We start from the raw sequence: 19,486 nt of genomic DNA, 5'->3' as shown, positions 1-19,486 counted from the left end.
GGCGCGACCGTTGGGCCGTCTCCTCGTAGACCGGCCGGGGTCAGGTTAGCTGGGCCGCCTGCACCGCCTCGGCGGTCACCTCGGTGAGGCGGTCGGTGGGGAGCGCGCCCAACTCCTCGCGGCCGAACCAGCGGGCCTCGCAGGTGGAGCCGCCCACGTCAGCCACGGTCAGCGGGTTGGGCTGGTCGACGACGACCCGGTAGAAGGCGCGTACGCCGTGCCAGTCGATCGGGTAGCCCTCCGGGCCGAGCGAGGCGGCGTCGCGGTGGCTGGCCACCCCGAGCAGTTCGACGAGGCGGCCGGTCTGGCCGGTCTCCTCGACCAACTCCCGGATGAGGGCCGCGCCGGGCTGCTCACCGTAGTCGGTGCCGCCGCCGGGCAGGTGCCAGCAGCCGGCACCGGGGTAGCCGTCGGAGACCCGGGTGAGCAGGACGCGACCGGCCGGGTCGGTGCAGACCGCGTACGCGGCGAAGCGCTGGGCCCGGTGCAGCCCGTCGGGGCCGGGCACGGCGTAGAAGGAGGGGAACTCGGGTGCCTCGTCGGGCACCACGTCGGCCGAGGAGGCGGGCAGCCCGAGGGCGCGTGCGGTGAACGAGCGCAGCGGCAGCTCGCGCGCCTCGTCGAGGGTGTACCACCGGGCGAGGTCGGTGGGGCGTTCGCCGGCCCGGTCCGCGAGGGTGCCGCCGCGCACGGCCACCCGGTAGATCAGCCGGTCGGTGTGGATGGTGATGCCGCGATCCGGGAGTGCCCGCATGTCGGCGAGCACGTCGGCCAGCCCGGAGACGGCGACCGAGAGGCCGGTTTCGGCGGCGGTCTCGCGGACGACGGTGTGGTTCGGGTCCTCGCCGTGGTCGACGGCCCCGCCGGGCAGCGACCACGCCCCGGGGGTCCCGGAGTGCTCCGATGCGCGGACCAGCAGGACGCGGCCGCTTGAATCAGCACAAACTGCGTATGCCGCGATCCTGCGGAGCGGCTTGAGCAAGGTGGTCACGGAAGCAAATTCTCCCCGGGCCGGGTTACCGGAACGGAAAAGAGTCGGATTCCTGACTGTCCGGCCCCGATCAGGGATTGGTCAGGGTAATGATCCGGGCGGTCACCGAGGGCGAGGCGGACGCCAGCGCGGACCGTGGGGGTATGACATCGACCACCGCACCCCACGCCCCGTACAAGCAGCTTCGGCGACCCACCACCGACCGCATGGTCGCGGGGGTCGCCAGCGGCATCGGCCGCTACTTCGACATCGACCCCACACTGGTCAGGGTGATCTTCGCGGTCACCGGCCTGCTCACCGGCGGGCTCGCGCTGTTCGCGTACCCGATCATGTGGTTCCTGATGCCGGAGGAGCCCGCCGGCGCGCCGGCCTGGCCGCACGCCGCGGGCGTCGCGCCGCAGAACGGCCCGCCGCCCACCGCCGGGCCCGCGCCCGGCGGCCCACCGCAGGGGTACGCCCCGACGCCGCCCTACCCGCCGACGACCCCGTCCAGCCCGCCGCCGGCCGCCTGAGCGGCGCTCACTCCCACTCGATGGTGCCCGGCGGCTTGCTGGTGACGTCCAGGACCACCCGGTTGACCTCGGCGACCTCGTTGGTGATCCGGGTGGAGATCCGGGCCACCACGTCGTAGGGCAGCCGGGACCAGTCGGCGGTCATCGCGTCCTCGCTGGAGACCGGGCGCAGCACCACGGGGTGCCCGTAGCTGCGTCCGTCTCCCTGCACACCGACGCTGCGCACGTCGGCGAGCAGCACCACCGGGAACTGCCACACGCCCCGGTCGAGGCCGGCGGCGGTCAACTCCTCGCGGGCGATCAGGTCGGCCTGGCGAAGCAGGTCGAGGCGCTCCTGGTCGACGGCGCCGATGATCCGGATGGCGAGGCCGGGGCCGGGGAACGGGTGCCGCCAGACCATCGCCTCGGGCAGACCCAGCTGGAGGCCGAGCGCTCGGACCTCGTCCTTGAACAGGGTGCGCAGCGGCTCGACCAGCGCGAACTTCAGGTCCTCCGGGAGGCCGCCGACGTTGTGGTGGCTCTTGATGTTGGCGGTGCCAGTGCCGCCGCCGGACTCCACCACGTCGGGGTAGAGGGTGCCCTGGACGAGGAACTCCACGTCGCCGTGCGCGGCGATCTCGCGGGCCGCCGCCTCGAAGACCCGGATGAACTCCCGGCCAATGATCTTGCGCTTCTGCTCCGGGTCGGTCACCCCGGCGAGCGCGCCGAGGAACCGGTCGGCGGCGTCGACCACCTTCAGCTTGATGCCGGTGGCGGCGACGTAGTCCTTCTCCACCTGCTCGGCCTCGCCGGCGCGCAGCAGGCCGTGGTCGACGAAGACGCAGGTGAGCTGGTCACCGACCGCCTTGTGCACCAGCGCCGCGGCGACCGCCGAGTCCACCCCGCCGGAGAGGCCGCAGATGACCTCCTTGTCGCCGATCTGGGCGCGGATCCGGGCGACCTGCTCGTCGATGATGTTCTCGGGCGTCCAGGTCGGCTCGATGCCGGCGATGTCGTAGAGGAAACGGGTCAGCATCTCCTGGCCGTGCGCGGTGTGCCCGACCTCCGGGTGGAACTGCACGCCGGCCCGCCGGCCGGCCAGGTCCTCGAATGCCGCGACGGGGGCGCCCGCCGACTCGGCGGTCACCGTGAAGCCCTCGGGCGCCTCGGTGACGCAGTCGCCGTGGCTCATCCACACCGGCAGGTCGGCCGGCAGGTCCCGCAGCAGCACACCGGGGTCGAGCAGGCGGGGGCGCAGCGGGGTGCCGCCGTACTCACGGTTGCCGGTCCTGGTGACCGTGCCGCCGAGCGCCTGGGCCATTGCCTGGAAGCCGTAGCAGATGCCGAAGACCGGCACGTCGGCGTTGAACACCCCCGCGTCGATCTGCGGCGCGTCCGGGGCGTAGACGCTGGCCGGGCCGCCGGACAGGATGATCGCGGCGGGGTTCTTCGCCAGCATCTCGGCGATCGGCATCGAGTGCGGCACGATCTCGGAGTAGACCTTCGCCTCACGGACCCGACGGGCGATGAGCTGGGCGTACTGGGCTCCGAAGTCCACCACGAGGACAGGGCGAGGCAGGCTCATGTGCACAAAGCCTACCGACAGTCACGACCGTGCCCGCCACCGGCACGCCCACCCCGCCCCTCCCCCGCGATCTTGCACTTTCTGTCGCGACAAATGGCACGAATGCCGCGCAACGACGACCGAAAGTGCAAGATCGCGGGGGTTGCGGGGGGGGTCAAGGACGCAGCGCGCCCGGGGCGTTCGGCGGGACTGCCGGGTTTCGCGGGGGTACGGGGGGCAGCCGGCGGTACGGGCCGCCGAGCGGCGGGCGGGGATCTTCCTCGCCCTTGTTCGGCCAGAAGGACATGGCCCGTTCCGCCTGGGCGGTGATCGTCAGGGAGGGGTTCACGCCCAGGTTGGCCGAGACCGCCGCGCCGTCGACCACGTGCAGCCCGGCGTGCCCGTACACCCGGTGCCAGGGATCGATCACTCCGTCGGCCGCTGTCGCGCCGATGACCGCCCCGCCCAGGATGTGCGCGGTCACCGGGATGTCGAACGGCTCGGTGAGCGAGCCGCCGGCGGTGCCGCCGATCTCGTCGGCGAGCAGCCGGGCCGCTGTGTTGCCGGCCGGGATCCAGGTCGGGCTCGGGGTGCCGTGACCCGGGCCGGTGACCAGCCTGCGGCCCAGCGGGCCACGCCGCCACCGGGTGGTCAGCGAGTTGTCCACCGACTGCATGACCAGGGCGATCACCGTCCGTTCCGACCAGCCCCGGACCGACACCATCCGCGCGGCCAACCCGGGCTGCCGCACGATGCTGCCCAGCCAGCGGCGTACCCGGTGCGGGCCGCCGTCGACCAGCAGCGACTGGAGCAGCCCCATCGCGTTGGAGCCGCGCCCGTAGCGGACCGGCTCGATGTGCGTCTGCGGGTCGGGGTGGAACGAGCTGGTGATGGCCACCCCCTCGGTGTAGTCCAACCGCTCGGAGCGGGCCCGCTGTCGTGGCACCGAGGCGCCGAGGATCGCCTCCGAGTTGGTTCGGGTCAGCTCGCCGAGGCGGGGCGAGAGCCCGGGTAGCGCCGCGTCGGCGCGCATCGCGTGCAGCAGCCGCTGGGTGCCGAGCGCCCCGGCGGCGAAGACCACCTGGTCGGCGTGGATGACCTGCCGGCCCCGGCGCAGCCAGGCGCCGGTGCGTTCGGTGTGCACCTGGTAGCCGCCGCCGTCGGCGGGCCGAACGGCGGTCACGGTGGTCAACGGGCGGACCGTGACCCCGAGCCGCTCGGCGAGCCAGAGGTAGTTCTTGACAAGCGTGTTCTTCGCCCCGTGCCGGCAACCGGTCATGCACGAGCCGCAGTGCGTGCAGCCGGTGCGCTCCGGGCCGGCGCCGCCGAAGTACGGGTCCGCGACCCGCTGGCCGGGCCGGCCGATGTGCACGCCCACCGGGGTGGCGTGGAAGGTGTGCCCCACCCCCATCCGCTCGGCCACCGCCCGCATGGCCCGGTCCGCACCGGTGTGCACGGGGTACGTGGTGACACCGAGCATCCGTTTCGCCTGGTCGTAGTGGTGGGCCAACTCATCGCGCCAGTCGGTGATGTCCCGCCACTGCGGGTCGTCGTAGAAGGCCGGCAGCGGTTCGTAGAGGGTGTTCGCGTAGACCAGCGAACCGCCGCCCACCCCCGCGCCGGAGAGCACCAGCACCCCACCGCCGGACCCTCGGTCGGCCGGGCGGAGCAGGGTGAGTCGTTGGATGCCGTAGCAACCCAGCTTCGGAGCCCAGAGGAACCGGCGGACCCGCCAGGACGTCTGTGGGAACTCGTCGTCGGTGAAGCGGCGGCCGGCTTCCAGCACCGCCACCGAGTAACCCTTCTCGGCGAGTCGGAGCGCGGTGACGCTGCCACCGAAGCCGGACCCGATGACGACCACGTCGTACCGCATGAAGGCATCATTACTCGTGAGTAGCGCTCGCGCCAGCGCCCGTTTTCGCGCGATCATGCTCCGGCCGACCGACCCGGCGTCTCCCGGCCGCAACCGGGAGCACCTGTCGGAGCGTTGTTCACCAGAGGGTGAGAGGAATCCACATGGTTCTCGGGTCGATGGCGCCACGCCGACGCTGGCTGCTGCTGGGGCTGACGGCCCTCGCCGCGGTCGCGCTGATCGCCGCCGGCGCGGTGGTGATCACCCGGCTGACCGGTGACAACACGCCGGGCGGCGCTCCGGTGGCCGGCTCACCGACCCCGTCGCCGGTCGGCACGCCCACCCCGAGCCCCAGCGGTCCACCGCCGGGCGCGGACATCACCGGCCCGCTCAACCTGCTGCTGGTCGGTGTGGACACCCGGGTCAGCGTGCCCGGATGGGAGCCGCACTCGGACGCCGTGCTGGTGCTGCACGTACCCAAGGGACTGAACCGGGCGTACCTCTTCTCACTCCCCCGCGACCTGCTCGTGGACATCCCGGCGTTCCCGAAGGCCGGCTACAAGGGCGGCAAGACCAAGCTCACCCACGCGATGAGCTTCGGCAGCCGGGTGCCGGGCAAACCCAAACAACCCAGCACCGCCCAGGGGTACGAGCTGCTGCGCAGCACGGTCAGCGGTTACACCGGGCTGCGCATCGACGCTGGCGCGGTGCTCACGTTCAACGGGTTCGACCGGCTGGTCGACGAACTGGGCGGGGTGGACATCTACGTCGACCAGCGGGTCGAGTCGCTGCACCGCCGACCGGACGGCAAGTACCGGGAGCCCGCGCCGGGCGGGTACAAGGGGCCGCAGCAGGTCTACGAGAAGGGCGAGCGGCACCTCAACGGCTGGCAGGCGCTGGACTACGCACGGCAGCGCTACATCACGGGCGGCGACTACGCCCGGCAGCGTCACCAGCAGCAGCTGATCCGGGCGATGACCCGCAAGATCCTGGACGAGGGCCTGGCCAAGCAACCGGAGCGCGTCGACAAGGTGGTCTCCGCGCTGGGCGACACGTTGGTCTACGTCGGCGGACGCCGGATCGTCGACATCGCGTACGCCCTCAGTGGCCTGCCGGAGAACCGTTTCACGCTGGTCGGGCTGCCCGGTTCCGGTGTCGGCAAAGGCAGCGCCTACCGGGGTGAGCAGCTGACCGCCGAGGGCCGCACGTTCCTCACCGAACTGCGCGCCGGTCGCGCCGACGCGTACCTGGACGCCCACCCCAAGCTGGTCGTCAAGAACTGACCGGCGCTCAGAGCCGCTTGGGCGGGGCGGGCTTCTTGGTGCCGTACAGCCAGGCGTCGAAGAGCGCGTCGAGCTTCTTGCCGGAGACCCGCTCGGCGAGGGCCACGAACTCGGCGGTGGTGGCGGTGCCGTCGCGCTTCTCCGCCGCCCAGGTCTTGACGATCTCGAAGAACGCCTCGTCGCCCACGGCCACCCGCAGGGCGTGCACCGTCATCCCGCCGCGCTGGTAGACCGACTCGCTGAACAGCTTCTCCGCACCCGGCTTGCCCGGCGGTGTCTGCCACACCTGCGCGGACATCTCGACGTAGCGGGTGTCGAACGCCTCCTTGGCGGTGTACTCGTCGGTGTGCTCGGCCCAGAGCCACTCCGCGTACGTCGCGAAGCCCTCGTTGAGCCAGATGTCCTCCCACTTGGCCAACGCGACGCTGTCGCCGAACCACTGGTGGGCCAACTCGTGGGCGACGACCTCGGTGTTCTCGCCCTGCCGGAAGAAGCTCGCCGCGTACACCGGTCGGCTCTGCGTCTCCAGGGCGTAGGAGATCCGGCTGTCGGAGACCACCACACCGCCGTACGCGTCGAACGGGTACGGCCCGAACACGCTCTCCAGGTAGTCGGCCACTTCCACGGTCCGGGCGATCGACGCGTCCGCGCTCCCCTTGGCCAGGTTGGTGGTGACAGCGTTGTAGACCGGGCGGCCCTTGTGCTCACCGGTGGTGATCCGGAACTTGCCGATCACCAGCGTGCTCAGATAGCTGGCCATCGGCGACTTCTCCGACCACTTCCAGGTGGTCCAACCGCCCGAGCTGACCTTCCCGCCGGGAACGCCGTTGCTGATCGCGGTCAGCCCGTCCGGAACGGTGACCTCGAAGTCGTAGGCCGCCTTGTCCGACGGGTGGTCGTTGACCGGGAACCAGGTGCTGGCCGATTCGGGCTGACCCAGCGCGATGGCACCGTCGGCGGTGTGCAGGAAGCCGCCGTCACCGAGCGTCTCGTTCTTCAACGGCTTCGGCTTGCCGGCGTAGGTGATCTCGACGACGAACCCGTTGCCGTTGATCAGGCCGGACGCCGGCTTGATCACCAGCTCGTTGCGCTTGCGGCTGTGCGTCGCCGGTGCGCCGTCCACGGTGACCGCGCTGACGGTCAGGCCGGCCAGGTCGAGATTGAACGTCGACAGGTCGGTGGTCGCGGTGGCCCGCACCGTGGTCGTACCCGTCAACTGGTCCTTGGCCGGGTCGTAGCGCACCTTCACGGTGTACCGGCCGACGTCGTAGCCGCCGTTGCCGTAGGTCGGGAAGTAGGTGTCGCCGACCCCGTCGGCACCCGCCGTGAACGTCCGCGCCGTGGTGGAGGACGTGCTCGGTGACGGTGCCGTCTCCGGGCCCGTCGAGTCGCATCCGGACAGTGCCAGCGCACTGGTCACCACCAGAGCGGCACCCGTCCGCAGTCTGTGCCGCGTCCCCCGCATCCCACACCCTCTCCGCACGGTGGCCGGTCACGGCCTCCGCCGCTCCGCACGAACGGGCGCCTACCCGCCGTTCACCGGCGGCAGCATATCGACCGGGCGGCCGGGCCGGGTCACGGCAGTGTGGGGGCCGACCCACCCACCAGCCAGGCGTCGAAGAGCGGGCGCAGTTGCCGCTGCGCGACCCGCTCGGCCAGCGAGACGAGGTCTGCGGTGGTCGCGTTGCCTCCCGCCCGCTCGGCGGTCCAGGTGCGCAGGATGCGGAAGAAGAGGTCGTCACCGACGGTGCGGCGCAACGCGTGCACGGCGAGCGCACCCCGCTTGTAGACGGCAGTGCCGAACATCTGCTCCCGGCCCGGCTCGACCGACGGCTGCCTCCAGTCGGTCGCCGCGTACTGCATTTCGAAGTTGCGCTGGGCGGTCCGGCCGCCGTCGTGCTCCTCCCACAGCCACTCGGCGTAGCTGGCGAAACCCTCGTTGAGCCAGATGTCGCCCCACCTGGTCAGTGACACGCTGTCGCCGAACCACTGGTGCGCCAGCTCGTGTGCGACGACGCTCGGGTTCGGCCGGTCGTCGGCGAAGAAGGCCGGCCCGTAGACCGGTCGGGACTGGGTCTCCAGGGCGTACCCGACCCGGTCGTCGGCGATCACGATCCCCCCGTACGAGTCGAACGGGTACGGGCCGAAGCGGCTGGCCAGGAAGTCGGCGATCGCGCCGGTGCGGGCCAGCGAGGTGGCCGCCCCACCGGTCGCCGGCAGGCTCGCGGCCACCGCCGTCACCATCGGCCGGCCGGCGTGCGTGCCGGTCACCACCCGGTAGTCACCGATCACGAGGGTGCTCAGGTAGCTGGCCATCGGGGTGCGCTCCGACCACCGCCAGGTGGTCCACCCGTCGGCGCTGCTCCTCGGCAGCGGCACGCCGTTGCTCAGCGCGGCCAGGCCGTCCGGGACGGTCACCGCCAGCTCGTAGGTGGCCTTGTCCGAAGGGTGGTCGTTGACCGGGAACCAGGTGGCGGCCGAGTGGGGTTGGCCGAGCGCCACCGCGCCGTCGCTGGTGTGCAGGAAACCGCCGCTGCCCAATGCCCCGTCGTCGACGGCAGTCGGTACGCCCGCGTAGTCGACGGTCACGGTGAACTGCCGCCCCCGCGGTACGCCGTCGCGGGGCGTCACCACCAGTTCGCCGTCGCCGCGCCGGTACTCGGCCGCCGCGTCGCCCACGCTGACCGCGCCGACCTCCAGGCCGGCCAGGTCCAGGTTGAACCGGGACAGGTCCTGGGTGGCGGTGGCGGTGATGACGGCCTTCCCGGTCAGCCGGTCGGTCGACGGGTCGTAGCGGACGTCGAGACCGTAGTGCGCGACGTCGTAGCCGCCGTTGCCGCGCCCCGGCACGTACGGGTCGCCGACGTCGGCCGCGCCGGGCCGGAAGCCGTCGCGCTCATCGCCCGTACAGCCGGCCGCCGCGACCAGCCCGAGGACGCAGGTCAGCGCGGCGGCGACCCGCAGTCTCCGTCCGGTCAGGACCATGCGCACTCCTCCTGCGGCACTCCGCTCAGGCCGAGCCTAGCCAGCATCGCGGGCCGCGCGGCCGGTATCGACGATCATCAGTAACTTTCGTTGAATCAAACAAAAGACGACGTCGATCGAACCTTTCTTTCGACTTAGACCGACGTTAGTGTCTGTTCCCGACCACCGTCGCGAAAGGTGGAACCATGCCCGACCACACCGCCCCCGACGCCACCCCCACCGGCCGACTCAGCCGTCGGTCCCTGCTCGCCGCGTCCGCCGGCGCCGCCGCCGCGATCGGCGCGGCCGGCCTGCCCGTCCTGGCCACCGGCACCCCCGCGCTCGCCAACCCCAAGAGCAAGCTGCGGGTCGAACCGCTGATCCCGGCGAAGAACCGCGGCATCATCCTCTACAGCGTCCGCGACCGGATCACCGCCGCGCCCGACGACAGCGGAGTCCCGTACGGCTTCGAGCGCGTCCTCGCCCGACTCGCCGAAATCGGTTACAAGGAGATCGAGTTCGCCGGCTACACCCAGAGCACCGAGATCCTGGGCCGGCAGATCACCCCCGCCGAGATCCGCAAGATCCTCGACGACAACGGCCTGGTGGCCAACGGCACCCACGCCACGATCCAGCCGGCCACCTTCCAGCAACAACTGGACATCGCCGAGGAACTCGGCATGAAGAACATCGGCACCGGCAGCGACCCGACCAACAGCGCGTACAAGGCCGAGTGGGACGCCGCCGCGGACATCTGGAACGAGCTGGGCCGGCAGGCCAGGGCCCGGGGCATGCGGCTCTACACGCACAACCACGACGCCGCGTACAGCTTCCTGATCGACCGGGGCCCGCGCGACGCGCAGGGCCGGCAGACCCGGTCCTCCGGCATCCGCCGCCTGGAGTACTTCTTCGAGATCACCGACCCGCGGTACGTCTTCTTCGAGCTGGACATCTACTGGGCCTACGTGGCCCGCTACAAGCACCAGAAGTACATCAACCCGGCCGGCCAGGAGGTGACCGACCTGTTCGACCCGATCCTCACCGTGGCCGACCGGACCACCCGGTTCCCGCTCTTCCACGCCAAGGACGGCGACCGGGACACCACTGTCCCCAACGGGTACCAGATGACCCCGCTGGGCGACGGCGACCTCAACTTCCAGCAGTTCTTCCAGACCATCGGCGAGCGCAACTTCCACCACGCCAACTGGGAGATGGACACCGCCCCCGGCGGCGCTGACAACAAGGGCCAGTCGCTCGACTTCGCGGCGACCAGCTACCGCAACATGTCCGACCTGACCATCTACCTGGAGAAGTGACAGCCGGCTGAACACGACGAAGGCCGGCCCGTGCGGGCCGGCCTTCGGACGTCAGGAGCGGTCAGCGGTCGAGGACCAGACCGACCTTCTGGAACTCCTTCAGGTCGCGGTAACCACACTTGGCCATCGCCCGACGCAGCCCGCCGAACAGGTTCAGCTGACCGTCGGCCTCGTCGGCCGGCCCGAAGAGCAACTGCTCCATCGACCCGAGCGGATCACCGGAAACCTCGAAGGCACCCCGGGGCAGCGACGGGTGGCTCGCCGCCGAGTGCCACCAGGCACCACCGGCGGGGGCCTCCTCGCACAGCGACAGCGGCTCACCGAGCATCACCGCGTCAGCGCCGCAGCCGAGCGCCTTGGCGATGTCACCCGAGGTCTGGATGTCACCGTCGGCGATCAGGTGCACGTACCGGCCGCCGGTCTCGTCCAGGTAGTCACGGCGGGCCGCCGCGGCGTCGGCGATCGCGGTGGCCATCGGCACCCGGATGCCCAGCACCGACTCGGTGGTCGACCACTCGTCACCACCGATGCCCACGATCACCCCGGCCGCGCCGGTGCGCATCAGGTGCAGCGCCGTCTTGTAGTCGGTGCAGCCACCGACGATCACGGGCAGGTCGAGGTCGGCGATGAACTCCTTGAGGTTCAGCGGCTCGTCAGTGGTCGACACGTGCTCGGCCGAGACGATGGTGCCCTGGATGACCAGGATGTCCACACCGGCGTCCAGGATCACCGGCGCCAGCGCCAGGGTGTGCTGCGGGGAGACCCGCACCGCCACCGTGCCGCCACCGGCGCGCAGCTCACGGACCCGCTCCGCGATCAGGTCCGGGCGGATCGGCTCCGCGTACACCTCTTGGAGCCGCTTGGTGGCGCGGGCGTCCTCGTCGAGGCCGGCCAGCTCGTCCAGCACCTTCGTCGGGTTCTCGTAGCGGGTCCAGAGCCCCTCCACGTTGAGCACGCCGAGGCCGCCGAGCTGACCGAGACGCACCGCCGAGGACGGGCTCATGGTGGCGTCGGAGGGGTGGCCGACGCACGGAATGCCGAACGGGTACGCGTCGAGCTGCCAGGACGTCGACACGTCGTCGACGTCCCGGGTGCGGCGGCTCGGCACGATGGCGATGTCGTCCAGGTGGTAGCCGCGCTGCGCGGTCTTGCCCAGCCCGATCTCGACCACGTCACGCATGGGGGACTCCAGGTGGTTGGGGGTGGTGGGTCAGCGGGTGTGGTAGTTGGGCGCCTCGACGGTCATCTGGATGTCGTGCGGGTGGCTCTCCTTCAGGCCGGCCGCGGTGATCCGGATGAGCTGGCCCCGGCGGTGCAGATCGGGGATGTTCTCCGCACCGGCGTACCCCATGGCCAGTCGCAGACCGCCGACCAGCTGGTGGGCCACCCGGGAGAGCGGCCCCCGGTAGGGCACCTGGCCCTCCACGCCCTCCGGGACCAGCTTGTCGTCGCTGAGCACGTCCTGCTGGAAGTAGCGGTCCTTGCTGTACGACTTGGCCTGACCCCGGGACTGCATCGCGCCGAGCGACCCCATCCCGCGGTACGTCTTGAACTGCTTGCCATTGACGAAGATCAGCTCGCCGGGGCTCTCCTCGCAGCCGGCCAGCAGGCTGCCGAGCATCACCGTGTCGGCGCCGGCGACCAGGGCCTTGGCGATGTCACCGGAATATTGAATGCCGCCGTCGCCGATCACCGGCACGCCGGCCGGGCGGGCGGCCCGGGCCGCCTCCATGATCGCGGTCACCTGCGGCACGCCGACCCCGGCGACGATCCGGGTGGTGCAGATCGCGCCCGGCCCCACACCCACCTTGACGCCGTCGGCGCCGGCGTCGACGAGCGCCTTCGCGCCGGCGTACGTGGCCACGTTGCCGCCCATGACGTCGACCGCCACGTCGGCCTTGAGCCGGCGGACCATGTCCAGCACGGCCCGCTGGTGACCGTGCGCGGTGTCCACGATCAGCACGTCCACGCCCGCGTCGACCAGGGCACGGGCCCGCTTGTAGGCGTCCTCACCGACACCGATGGCGGCGGCGACCCGCAGACGACCGGCGTCGTCCTTGCTGGCGTCCGGATACTGCTCGCTCTTGGTGAAGTCCTTCACCGTGATCAGGCCGCGCAGTCGGCCCGAGTCGTCGACGATCGGCAGCTTCTCGACCTTGTGCTGACGCAGCAGGGCCAGAGCGTCGTCCTTGCTCACCCCGACCCGGGCCGTGATCAACGGAGTGCGGGTCATGATCTCGCGGACCGGGGTGTTCGGCTCGGAGACGAAACGCATGTCCCGGTTGGTGACGATGCCCACCAGCTGGCCGTCGCCGTCCACCACCGGAACGCCCGAGATGCGGTACCGCCCGCACAGCTCGTCGACCTCGCGCAGCGTGTCGTCCGGGCTGGCGGTCACCGGGTTGGTGATCATGCCGGACTCGGAGCGCTTGACCAGGTCGACCTGGAGGGCCTGGTCCTCCATGGAGAGGTTGCGGTGCAACACACCGATGCCGCCCTGGCGGGCCATGGCGATCGCCATCCGGGCCTCGGTCACCGTGTCCATGGCGCTGGACAGCAGCGGAATGGACAACTCGATGTTGCGGGTGAGCTTCGTCCGGGTGTTGACCCGGCTGGGCACCACGTCCGACTCGCCCGGCTGGAGCAGCACGTCGTCGAAGGTCAGACCGAGCGGAACCACCCGGGCGGAGCCGGCCGGCAGCTCAGGCAGGTGGCCGCCCAGGTCGGCGTGCTCGACGCCGGCCGGAAGATCGGTGCTGGGCGAATTTTCCACGATTGCTCCCCTGAGCTGCTCGGATGGGCTTCAGCGAGGTGGCGCGGGCGGGCACCGGAGCGCGCCACGGTGCCGGCACGTCGCTTCATCGTACCCAGTGAGCTGGGCGACCCGTCCGTGGCAGGCCGGCCCGGCGCGGAGGCCGGGGGGCGGACGTTCGCGCCGCGTTGGGTCTACGGTGAGGGGGTGCACGACGAGCCCATCGACCCGTTCAATGGCGACCCGGCCGATCCGACAGCGGGTCTGGATGACCCGGGCGATGACGCGACGCCGGATCCGCTGACCGACGTCGAGCGGCAGGATGTGCTGGAGGACCTCGCCGACCTGGAGATCTACCAGGCGCTGCTGGCCCCGATCGGGGTCCGCGGGCTGGTGATCGAATGCGAGGACTGCCGGGAGCCGCACTACTTCGACTGGGACCTGCTCCGCGGCAACCTGCGGCACCTGCTCAACTCCGGCCGACCCCGGGTGCACGAGCCCGCGTACGACCCCGACCCGGATCACTATGTGACCTGGGACTACGCCCGGGGGTACGCCGACGGGGTGCACGACACCCTGTCCGAGGGCACCGAGGACGAGCCGGGCGCCCCGACCGCCACCAAGTGACGACACCGCCGCGCGGCGTACCCCTGCTCTCGGGTGCCGTGCGGGCGTGCCCCGCTTCCGCGCGGCGCGCCCTGCGGCGGCGCTGCGCGGACGTCAGGCCACCAGACCGGCGCGGAACCCCGCCGCCACCGCGTGCGCCCGGTCCCGGGCACCGAGCTTGCGGAACAACCGGCGGGCGTGCGTCTTGACGGTGTCCTCCGACACGAACAGCTCCCGGCCGATCTCCGCGTTGCTCTTGCCCTCGGCCATGCCCAGCAGCACCTGAAGCTCACGCTCGGTGAGGCCGATGGACGCCCGACTGGGTCGCGCGTTCGGGACGGGACGGCCCGGGTCGGTCTGCGCCGCCGGCTCACCGGTCCCCGCCTCCGCCTCGTCGTCGCCCCGCTGCACCGGCACCGACGCCAGACCGGCCGACCCGTCAGCGGCCGTCGCCGTCCAACCGGGCTCACCGGAACCGCGCGGCGCCGGCCCGGAGCGACCGGAACCACCCACCGCCGCCGCGTCGCGGGCCGGATCGGTGCTTCGCTGCCGGGAGGCTCGACCGGGCGCGGTGAGCAGCAGTAGGGCCTTCGCCACCGCGCTGGTCAGGTCGTGGTCGACATTCTGGATGAGCCCCCGGGCGCCGGCACTGATGGTGGCCGCCGCAGCCTCGGACTCCTCGGTGCCGAGCAGCAGCACCGCTGCCTGCGGGGCCCGCGCCAACACCCGGCGGACGAAGCCGGCGCTGTCCGGCCGGGTGAGGGCGGTGTCCGCCAACACCACGTCGGCCGGCCGCTCCGCCAGCCGCAGCATCACCTCGGGATCAGAGACGGCGGTACGAACGATCGCGGACAACCCCAGCCGCGCGGCAGCAGAAGTAAGGTGCTGGGCCGCGAGCGGTGTCCGAACGCACACAAGGACGGTACGCACTGTGGTCTCCTCTCCGCCAACGAGCAGACCATGACGCGGTCGGCTGGGGAGGTGGTTCCGGGCAATCGTTCGAACTTTTCCGACAGATAGGGCGAAAGCCGCAATTTCCCGGAGGTTTTCGATCACAGACGTGTGAGTTGACGAAAGCCCGGGTACCGGAGATCCAGGCCGGGAACGGTGCGCCTGCGCGGCCCGCCGCCCGGACGCCGGCCATCAAGGATTCTCGCGGAGCCGCGCGGGAGGAGGGGTGCTGATGTCGAACGTACGTAGACTGCCCGGACCCATCGTCGATCTCTGGGACTGGCAGCGACTCGGTGCCTGCCGAGGACGCGACAGCGCGCAGTTCTTCCACCCCGACGGTGAACGAGGCTCGTCCCGGCTGCGCCGCGAATCCTCCGCCAAGGCGGTCTGCCGCACCTGCCCCGTACGCGCCGAGTGCGCCGCCCACGCACTGTCAGTGCGCGAGCCGTACGGCGTGTGGGGCGGCTTCAGCGAGTCGGAGCGTCTCCGACTGCTCGCCGTCGGTTGGGAGGACCTCGCAGACCGCCGGCACGCCCGAGTCGACGTCGCGCGACTGGAAGCCCGCCTCGGTCGCCCGCACAAGTCGACGGTCCCGGACCAACGCAAGGTCGCCTGACCCGACCGTCCCCAACATCCGCGAACCGCGCCCCCGACCTGGAGGCGCGGTTCGCGCGGTTGCGCGCGGGTCTAACCCGGCCTGCGCGGCGCGCCGCCTACGCAGCTCGGCAGGTCTGCGCGGCCTTGCCGGGCTTGCGTGGCTTCGCAGGGTCCGCGCCGCGTTGCGGGCTCGCGTGGCTTCGCGAGGTCTGCGCGGTCCTTGCGGGCTTGGGTTGCTTCGCGGTCTGTGCGGCCTTGCGGGCTTGGGTTGCTTCCCGGTCTGCGCGGCCTTGCGGGCCTGCCTGGCTTCGCGAGGTCTGCGTCGCGTTACGGGCTCGGGTGGCTTCGCGAGGTCTGCACGGCTTCAGGCCGGCTGACAAACCCGCGACCATCGCGCTCGATGCCGACCTCATTACGGCCATGATCAACACGAGGTCCTTGATGTCGGGCCGTCCCGCTCGCCCGGACACCCCGATTTCATTGAAGACGAGTGGATCAAGCCCTGGTGCGCACGGGACCAGCCGGCGGGGGATGATCTCAGGGGAGATTTGTCCGGTCTGGGCCGTTGCAGGGTGACGTACCGTTAGGCTATGCACGGTTTGGGGCTTTTGCCTGGTTACCGGTCTCACCGGTGGGCCGGAATCATGGCCGGGCGGGGGTCGTTACACACCCTGACGATCGCAGCAGCACCTCCCGCCGCCCGGTCTTCACGGGTGCGGGATCTGAGGTCCGGCAGGGTGGAATGCCCCCCGCCACCCGGTCGTTATGGTCCCCACGATCGACCGCAGGCACCGCCGTCATCTGGGTGCCGACAGGTTGGGCCAGCCCGGAATGACCCCGGCCCCCCGGTCGTTGTGATCCCGACGATCGACCGCAGGCATCGCCTCCACCTGGGTGCCGACAGGTTGGGCCACCCCCGGAATGACCCCGGCCCCCCGGTCGTTACACCTGGACCCCGGCGCCATGAGCCCCGCGCCCGTGAAGTCGCCGACCGACGCCTCTAGAGGCGTCACCCCCCAAACTTTCCCCTTGTTATGTGCAGCGCCGGACGAGGTGCTCACACCCGTGCGTCCCCCCGACGTGTGGGTGTTCTTACCCCCGAAGGAGCTACCCCCATGAACACGATCTTCCGTAAGAGCATGCTGTCCGTTGCTGGTCTCGCGTTCGCCGGTGGTGTGTTCGCCGGCCCGATCGCCGCCCACGCCGCCACCCCGGCCGTGGACGCCAAGCCCGCCGCCGCAGCGGTGGCGGTGCAGGCGGCGAAGCCGCAGGGCGAGCAGTCGCACATCACCCTCAACGACGAGCAGAGCGCCAACGTCAAGGCGATCATCGCCGCCACGAAGAAGGCCGGCCTGCCCGAGCGCGCCGCGGTGATCTCCATCGCGACGAGCCTGCAGGAGTCGAAGCTGGAAAACCTGGGCCACCTCGGCGACGCCAACGACCACGACTCGCTGGGCCTGTTCCAGCAGCGCCCGAGCTCGGGTTGGGGTACCCCGGAGCAGATCACCGACCCCGAGTACTCCACGACCGCGTTCCTCAAGGGCCTCAAGCAGGTCGACGGGTGGCAGAACATGCCCCTGACCCAGGCCGCGCAGACCGTGCAGGTGTCGGCGTACCCGGACGCCTACGCCCAGTGGGAGCAGCAGGCCACCGACCTCGTCGCCCAGCACTGGAACAGCTGACCACCAGCACCACCGCACCACCGCACGGTAGGACCGTGAGAACACCGACCGCTGGCCGGCACCCGCAACCCGGGGTGCCGGCCAGCGGCCTTTGCGTTGCGCCGGCCCGCCGGCCCGCCGGCCCGCCGGGACGCCCGCCCCCGGGACGCCGACCACCGACCGCCGCAGCGGGCCGCAACGGGAGATGCCGCGCTGAAGGGATCCTCGGCGGAGGCGGATGGCGTCATCAAGCGGCGCTCGTTTCCAGATCTTGGACAGTTTCCGTTAGCGCGGAACGGAAACTGTCCAAGATCTACATGTACGGTCCGAGCATCGCCGGTCCATCAGCCGCCGGCCGCGCCGAAGGACAGGCACGGGACCACAAGCCAGGTCGGTAGGCAGCCGCGGTAGATCACTCACGGACCCCGCGGTCAGGTGGGGACCCTCCCCGCTGTCGACCGGAGGGGCCGTGGTGTGTCGGGGTCAGCGGACGGTGACGGTGACGGTATGCCAGCCGGTGGCGCCGTCCGGGACGACGCCCTGGGTACGGTCGGTTTGGGTTCCACCGGTCGCGTCTGTCGCTCGGACCTGGAGCCGGTGTTCGCCCGGTGTGGCGTCCCAGCGCCAGGACCACTGGACCCAGGTGTCCACCGACACTGTGGGGGCCAGTTCGGCCTCCTGCCACTGCCCGTCGTCGACGCGTACCTCGACTCGGCGGATGCCTCGGTGCTGCGCCCAGGCCACCCCGGCGACGGTCACCGGCCCGGCGGTCAGCCGGTTGCGTCTGCGGGGCGTGTCGATCCGCGACTGGGTCTTGATCGGCCCCTCGCGGGACCATCCGCGCGGCACCCAGTACGCGTCGAAGTCGGCGAACCGGGTCAGCTCAAGTTCGGTCACCCATTTGCAGGCCGACACGTAGCCGTAGAGGCCCGGCACCACCATCCGGACCGGGAAGCCGTGCTCGACCGGCAGCGGCTCGCCGTTCATTCCGACGGCCAGCAGCGCGTCCCGTCCGTCGCGCAGTGCGGCGGTGGGGGTGCCGCAGGTCCAGCCGTCGACAGACCGGCCGACGACCTGGTCGGCGTCGTCGTCGGGTTCGACCTCGTCCAGCAGTTCCCGCAGGGGTACGCCGAGCCAGCGGGCATTGCCGATCAGGTCCCCGCCCACCTCGTTGGAGACGCAGGCCAGGGTGACGTACCGCTCGACCAGCGGTCGGGCCAGCAGGTCCGCGTAACTGTAGGTGCGCTCCTTACCGACCCGTCCGTGGATCCGCAGCCGCCAGGTGTCCGGGTCGACCTGGGGCACCACCAGCGCGGTGTCGATCCGGTAGAACCCGAAGTTCGGGGTGACGTACGGCGCCAGTTGGGCCAGCGAGAGGTTCGCGCCTGCCGGCACGGCCGGTGCGGGGGCGACCGGCGCGGGCAGGCGGATCGCGTCCCGGGCTGCGGACACGCCGCGCCGACCCGCCAGCCAACGCCCGCCGAGACCGGCCACCACTGCCGTTCCGAGCAGCACCCCGCTCCCGGTGAGAAATCGCCGCCGCGACTCCGGGTCCACCTCGGCGGGCCCAACCGGCTCAACCGCCGGCGTCGGCCCCGCCGAAGGCACCGGCACCGGCGCGGCCGGAGACACCGGCCGACGCTCGGATGCTGAGGAGGCTCCCGTCGGCAGCTCGTCCCGCGACTCCGACCCCGGGCCGGTGGACGACACAGGCCCGGCAGGCGGCACCGCACCGTCAGGCCGCGCCGCACCGGCAGGCGGCACAGGACCGTTGGACGGCGCCGGGCCGGCGGACCGCACGGTCGGCGTGGGTGGTGACCAGGGCCAGGGGTTCAGTTCGAACGGGCCGGCGATGAACAGCCAGAGCACCAGGGCGCCGAGACCCGCGCCGATCACTGACGGCAGTGCGTCGGCGAGGTCCGCGCCGGAGCGGGTCAACGCGGCGGCGACGCCGATGGCGCCGAACACGCCGATGCCTGCCAGGCCGAGTGCCAGCCGACGGACCGCCAGTACGCCGAGGAGCGCGGCGAAGCCGCCCAGCAACACGGCGGTGCCGACCAGCAGCGCGATCTTGTCGGCGGTGCCGAAGAGGTCGATGGCGAGTTGCTTGAGTGACTCGGGGACGGCGTCGACGATGACCCCGCCGACCGCGACCAGGGGTGCCGACCGGGGGCCGGTCAGCACCGCTACCGGTTCGGCGATCCCGATCGCGACGGCGGCGGCGGTGATTCCGGCCAGCGCGGCGTACCGCCGTGACGTGGTGCTCATCGGCCCAGTGTGCGCGATCATCTCGGCCGGTCGCCAACAACGTCAGCGTTCGGTAATGACCTGCCAGCCGACGGAAACGGGCCGGGGGGGGCCCCCCCCCCCCGGGGGGGGCCCCCCCCGGGGGGGGGGGGGGGGGGGGATAACCCGGCCGGGGGGGGGGCGGGGGGGGGGGCGGGGGCGCCCCCCGGGG

The 19,486-nt window shown here is 71.5% G+C and carries 15 protein-coding genes; 6 read left to right on the top strand and 9 right to left on the bottom strand.

Going from position 1 to position 19,486, the window contains the following annotated elements:
* Nucleotides 1-40: 40 nt before the first annotated feature.
* Complete coding sequence (locus AB0C03_RS28245) at nucleotides 41-991, bottom strand: NUDIX hydrolase (RefSeq protein WP_030337850.1); 951 nt, start codon at nucleotides 989-991, stop codon at nucleotides 41-43.
* 143 nt (nucleotides 992-1,134) lie between these two features.
* Between AB0C03_RS28245 and AB0C03_RS28240 the strand changes: the two genes are divergently transcribed.
* The gene (locus AB0C03_RS28240) at nucleotides 1,135-1,503 is read left to right on the top strand and encodes a PspC domain-containing protein (protein ID WP_030337851.1); all 369 of its coding nucleotides are present in this window, start codon (nucleotides 1,135-1,137) and stop codon (nucleotides 1,501-1,503) included.
* Between the two features lie 7 nt (nucleotides 1,504-1,510).
* Here AB0C03_RS28240 and guaA read toward each other — a convergent pair whose 3' ends face one another.
* Nucleotides 1,511-3,067, bottom strand: a complete 1,557-nt coding sequence (gene guaA / locus AB0C03_RS28235; protein ID WP_030337852.1) for a glutamine-hydrolyzing GMP synthase — start codon at nucleotides 3,065-3,067, stop codon at nucleotides 1,511-1,513.
* A gap of 154 nt (nucleotides 3,068-3,221) precedes the next feature.
* On the bottom strand, nucleotides 3,222-4,919 hold the full coding sequence (locus AB0C03_RS28230; protein WP_357639979.1) for an FAD-dependent oxidoreductase: 1,698 nt from the start codon (nucleotides 4,917-4,919) through the stop codon (nucleotides 3,222-3,224).
* 143 nt (nucleotides 4,920-5,062) lie between these two features.
* Here AB0C03_RS28230 and AB0C03_RS28225 point away from each other — a divergent pair, with 143 nt between their 5' ends.
* Nucleotides 5,063-6,181: an LCP family protein gene (locus tag AB0C03_RS28225; RefSeq protein ID WP_030337854.1), complete on the top strand. Its 1,119-nt coding sequence runs from the start codon at nucleotides 5,063-5,065 to the stop codon at nucleotides 6,179-6,181.
* Between the two features lie 7 nt (nucleotides 6,182-6,188).
* Here the strand turns inward: AB0C03_RS28225 and AB0C03_RS28220 are convergent, their stop codons facing one another.
* Both AB0C03_RS28220 and AB0C03_RS28215 read right to left on the bottom strand, forming a co-directional pair.
* Entirely contained in the window at nucleotides 6,189-7,646 is a 1,458-nt protein-coding gene (locus AB0C03_RS28220) for a M1 family metallopeptidase (RefSeq protein WP_357639975.1), read from the bottom strand.
* A 110-nt stretch (nucleotides 7,647-7,756) separates the two neighbouring features.
* On the bottom strand, nucleotides 7,757-9,166 hold the full coding sequence (locus AB0C03_RS28215) for a M1 family metallopeptidase (protein ID WP_210864721.1): 1,410 nt from the start codon (nucleotides 9,164-9,166) through the stop codon (nucleotides 7,757-7,759).
* 185 nt (nucleotides 9,167-9,351) lie between these two features.
* On the opposite strand from AB0C03_RS28215, the gene AB0C03_RS28210 reads away from it, so the two are divergent.
* Nucleotides 9,352-10,461, top strand: coding sequence for a sugar phosphate isomerase/epimerase family protein (locus AB0C03_RS28210; protein ID WP_210864722.1), 1,110 nt, complete (start codon nucleotides 9,352-9,354; stop codon nucleotides 10,459-10,461).
* A gap of 61 nt (nucleotides 10,462-10,522) precedes the next feature.
* Here the strand turns inward: AB0C03_RS28210 and AB0C03_RS28205 are convergent, their stop codons facing one another.
* Both AB0C03_RS28205 and guaB read right to left on the bottom strand, forming a co-directional pair.
* Nucleotides 10,523-11,641 (bottom strand): GuaB3 family IMP dehydrogenase-related protein, encoded by a 1,119-nt coding sequence (locus AB0C03_RS28205; protein ID WP_210864723.1) that lies wholly within the window; start codon nucleotides 11,639-11,641, stop codon nucleotides 10,523-10,525.
* Between the two features lie 30 nt (nucleotides 11,642-11,671).
* Nucleotides 11,672-13,234, bottom strand: a complete 1,563-nt coding sequence (gene guaB / locus AB0C03_RS28200; RefSeq protein WP_030337859.1) for an IMP dehydrogenase — start codon at nucleotides 13,232-13,234, stop codon at nucleotides 11,672-11,674.
* 186 nt (nucleotides 13,235-13,420) lie between these two features.
* Here guaB and AB0C03_RS28195 point away from each other — a divergent pair, with 186 nt between their 5' ends.
* Complete coding sequence (locus tag AB0C03_RS28195) at nucleotides 13,421-13,840, top strand: DUF5319 domain-containing protein (RefSeq protein ID WP_030337860.1); 420 nt, start codon at nucleotides 13,421-13,423, stop codon at nucleotides 13,838-13,840.
* A gap of 93 nt (nucleotides 13,841-13,933) precedes the next feature.
* Here the strand turns inward: AB0C03_RS28195 and AB0C03_RS28190 are convergent, their stop codons facing one another.
* Nucleotides 13,934-14,749, bottom strand: a complete 816-nt coding sequence (locus AB0C03_RS28190) for a helix-turn-helix transcriptional regulator (RefSeq protein WP_030337861.1) — start codon at nucleotides 14,747-14,749, stop codon at nucleotides 13,934-13,936.
* A gap of 253 nt (nucleotides 14,750-15,002) precedes the next feature.
* On the opposite strand from AB0C03_RS28190, the gene AB0C03_RS28185 reads away from it, so the two are divergent.
* Nucleotides 15,003-15,386, top strand: a complete 384-nt coding sequence (locus tag AB0C03_RS28185; protein WP_210858416.1) for a WhiB family transcriptional regulator — start codon at nucleotides 15,003-15,005, stop codon at nucleotides 15,384-15,386.
* Nucleotides 15,387-16,482: 1,096 nt separating this feature from the next.
* Entirely contained in the window at nucleotides 16,483-17,049 is a 567-nt protein-coding gene (locus AB0C03_RS28180) for a hypothetical protein (RefSeq protein ID WP_357639966.1), read from the top strand.
* A 462-nt stretch (nucleotides 17,050-17,511) separates the two neighbouring features.
* Here the strand turns inward: AB0C03_RS28180 and AB0C03_RS28175 are convergent, their stop codons facing one another.
* A complete protein-coding gene (locus tag AB0C03_RS28175) occupies nucleotides 17,512-19,296 on the bottom strand; it encodes a molybdopterin-dependent oxidoreductase (protein WP_357639963.1) in 1,785 nt (594 codons plus the stop codon).
* Nucleotides 19,297-19,486: the final 190 nt, after the last annotated feature.

Source organism: Micromonospora parva, from assembly GCF_040649675.1.
GTDB lineage: Bacteria > Actinomycetota > Actinomycetes > Mycobacteriales > Micromonosporaceae > Micromonospora > Micromonospora parva.
The sequence above is the reverse complement of the archived record's forward strand: the minus strand, read 5'-3'. Positions and strand labels throughout refer to the sequence as shown.

Bases quoted from the DNA above. Each gene is read 5' to 3' on its own strand.
- AB0C03_RS28205 (WP_210864723.1), bottom strand. From the start codon at position 11,641: ATGCGTGACGTGGTCGAGATCGGGCTGGGCAAGACCGCGCAGCGCGGC.
- AB0C03_RS28180 (WP_357639966.1), top strand. From the start codon at position 16,483: ATGAACACGATCTTCCGTAAGAGCATGCTGTCCGTTGCTGGTCTCGCG.
- AB0C03_RS28220 (WP_357639975.1), bottom strand. From the start codon at position 7,646: ATGCGGGGGACGCGGCACAGACTGCGGACGGGTGCCGCTCTGGTGGTG.
- AB0C03_RS28210 (WP_210864722.1), top strand. From the start codon at position 9,352: ATGCCCGACCACACCGCCCCCGACGCCACCCCCACCGGCCGACTCAGC.
- AB0C03_RS28230 (WP_357639979.1), bottom strand. From the start codon at position 4,919: ATGCGGTACGACGTGGTCGTCATCGGGTCCGGCTTCGGTGGCAGCGTC.
- AB0C03_RS28215 (WP_210864721.1), bottom strand. From the start codon at position 9,166: ATGGTCCTGACCGGACGGAGACTGCGGGTCGCCGCCGCGCTGACCTGC.
- AB0C03_RS28240 (WP_030337851.1), top strand. From the start codon at position 1,135: ATGACATCGACCACCGCACCCCACGCCCCGTACAAGCAGCTTCGGCGA.
- AB0C03_RS28225 (WP_030337854.1), top strand. From the start codon at position 5,063: ATGGTTCTCGGGTCGATGGCGCCACGCCGACGCTGGCTGCTGCTGGGG.
- guaA (WP_030337852.1), bottom strand. From the start codon at position 3,067: ATGAGCCTGCCTCGCCCTGTCCTCGTGGTGGACTTCGGAGCCCAGTAC.
- AB0C03_RS28175 (WP_357639963.1), bottom strand. From the start codon at position 19,296: ATGAGCACCACGTCACGGCGGTACGCCGCGCTGGCCGGAATCACCGCC.
- AB0C03_RS28185 (WP_210858416.1), top strand. From the start codon at position 15,003: ATGTCGAACGTACGTAGACTGCCCGGACCCATCGTCGATCTCTGGGAC.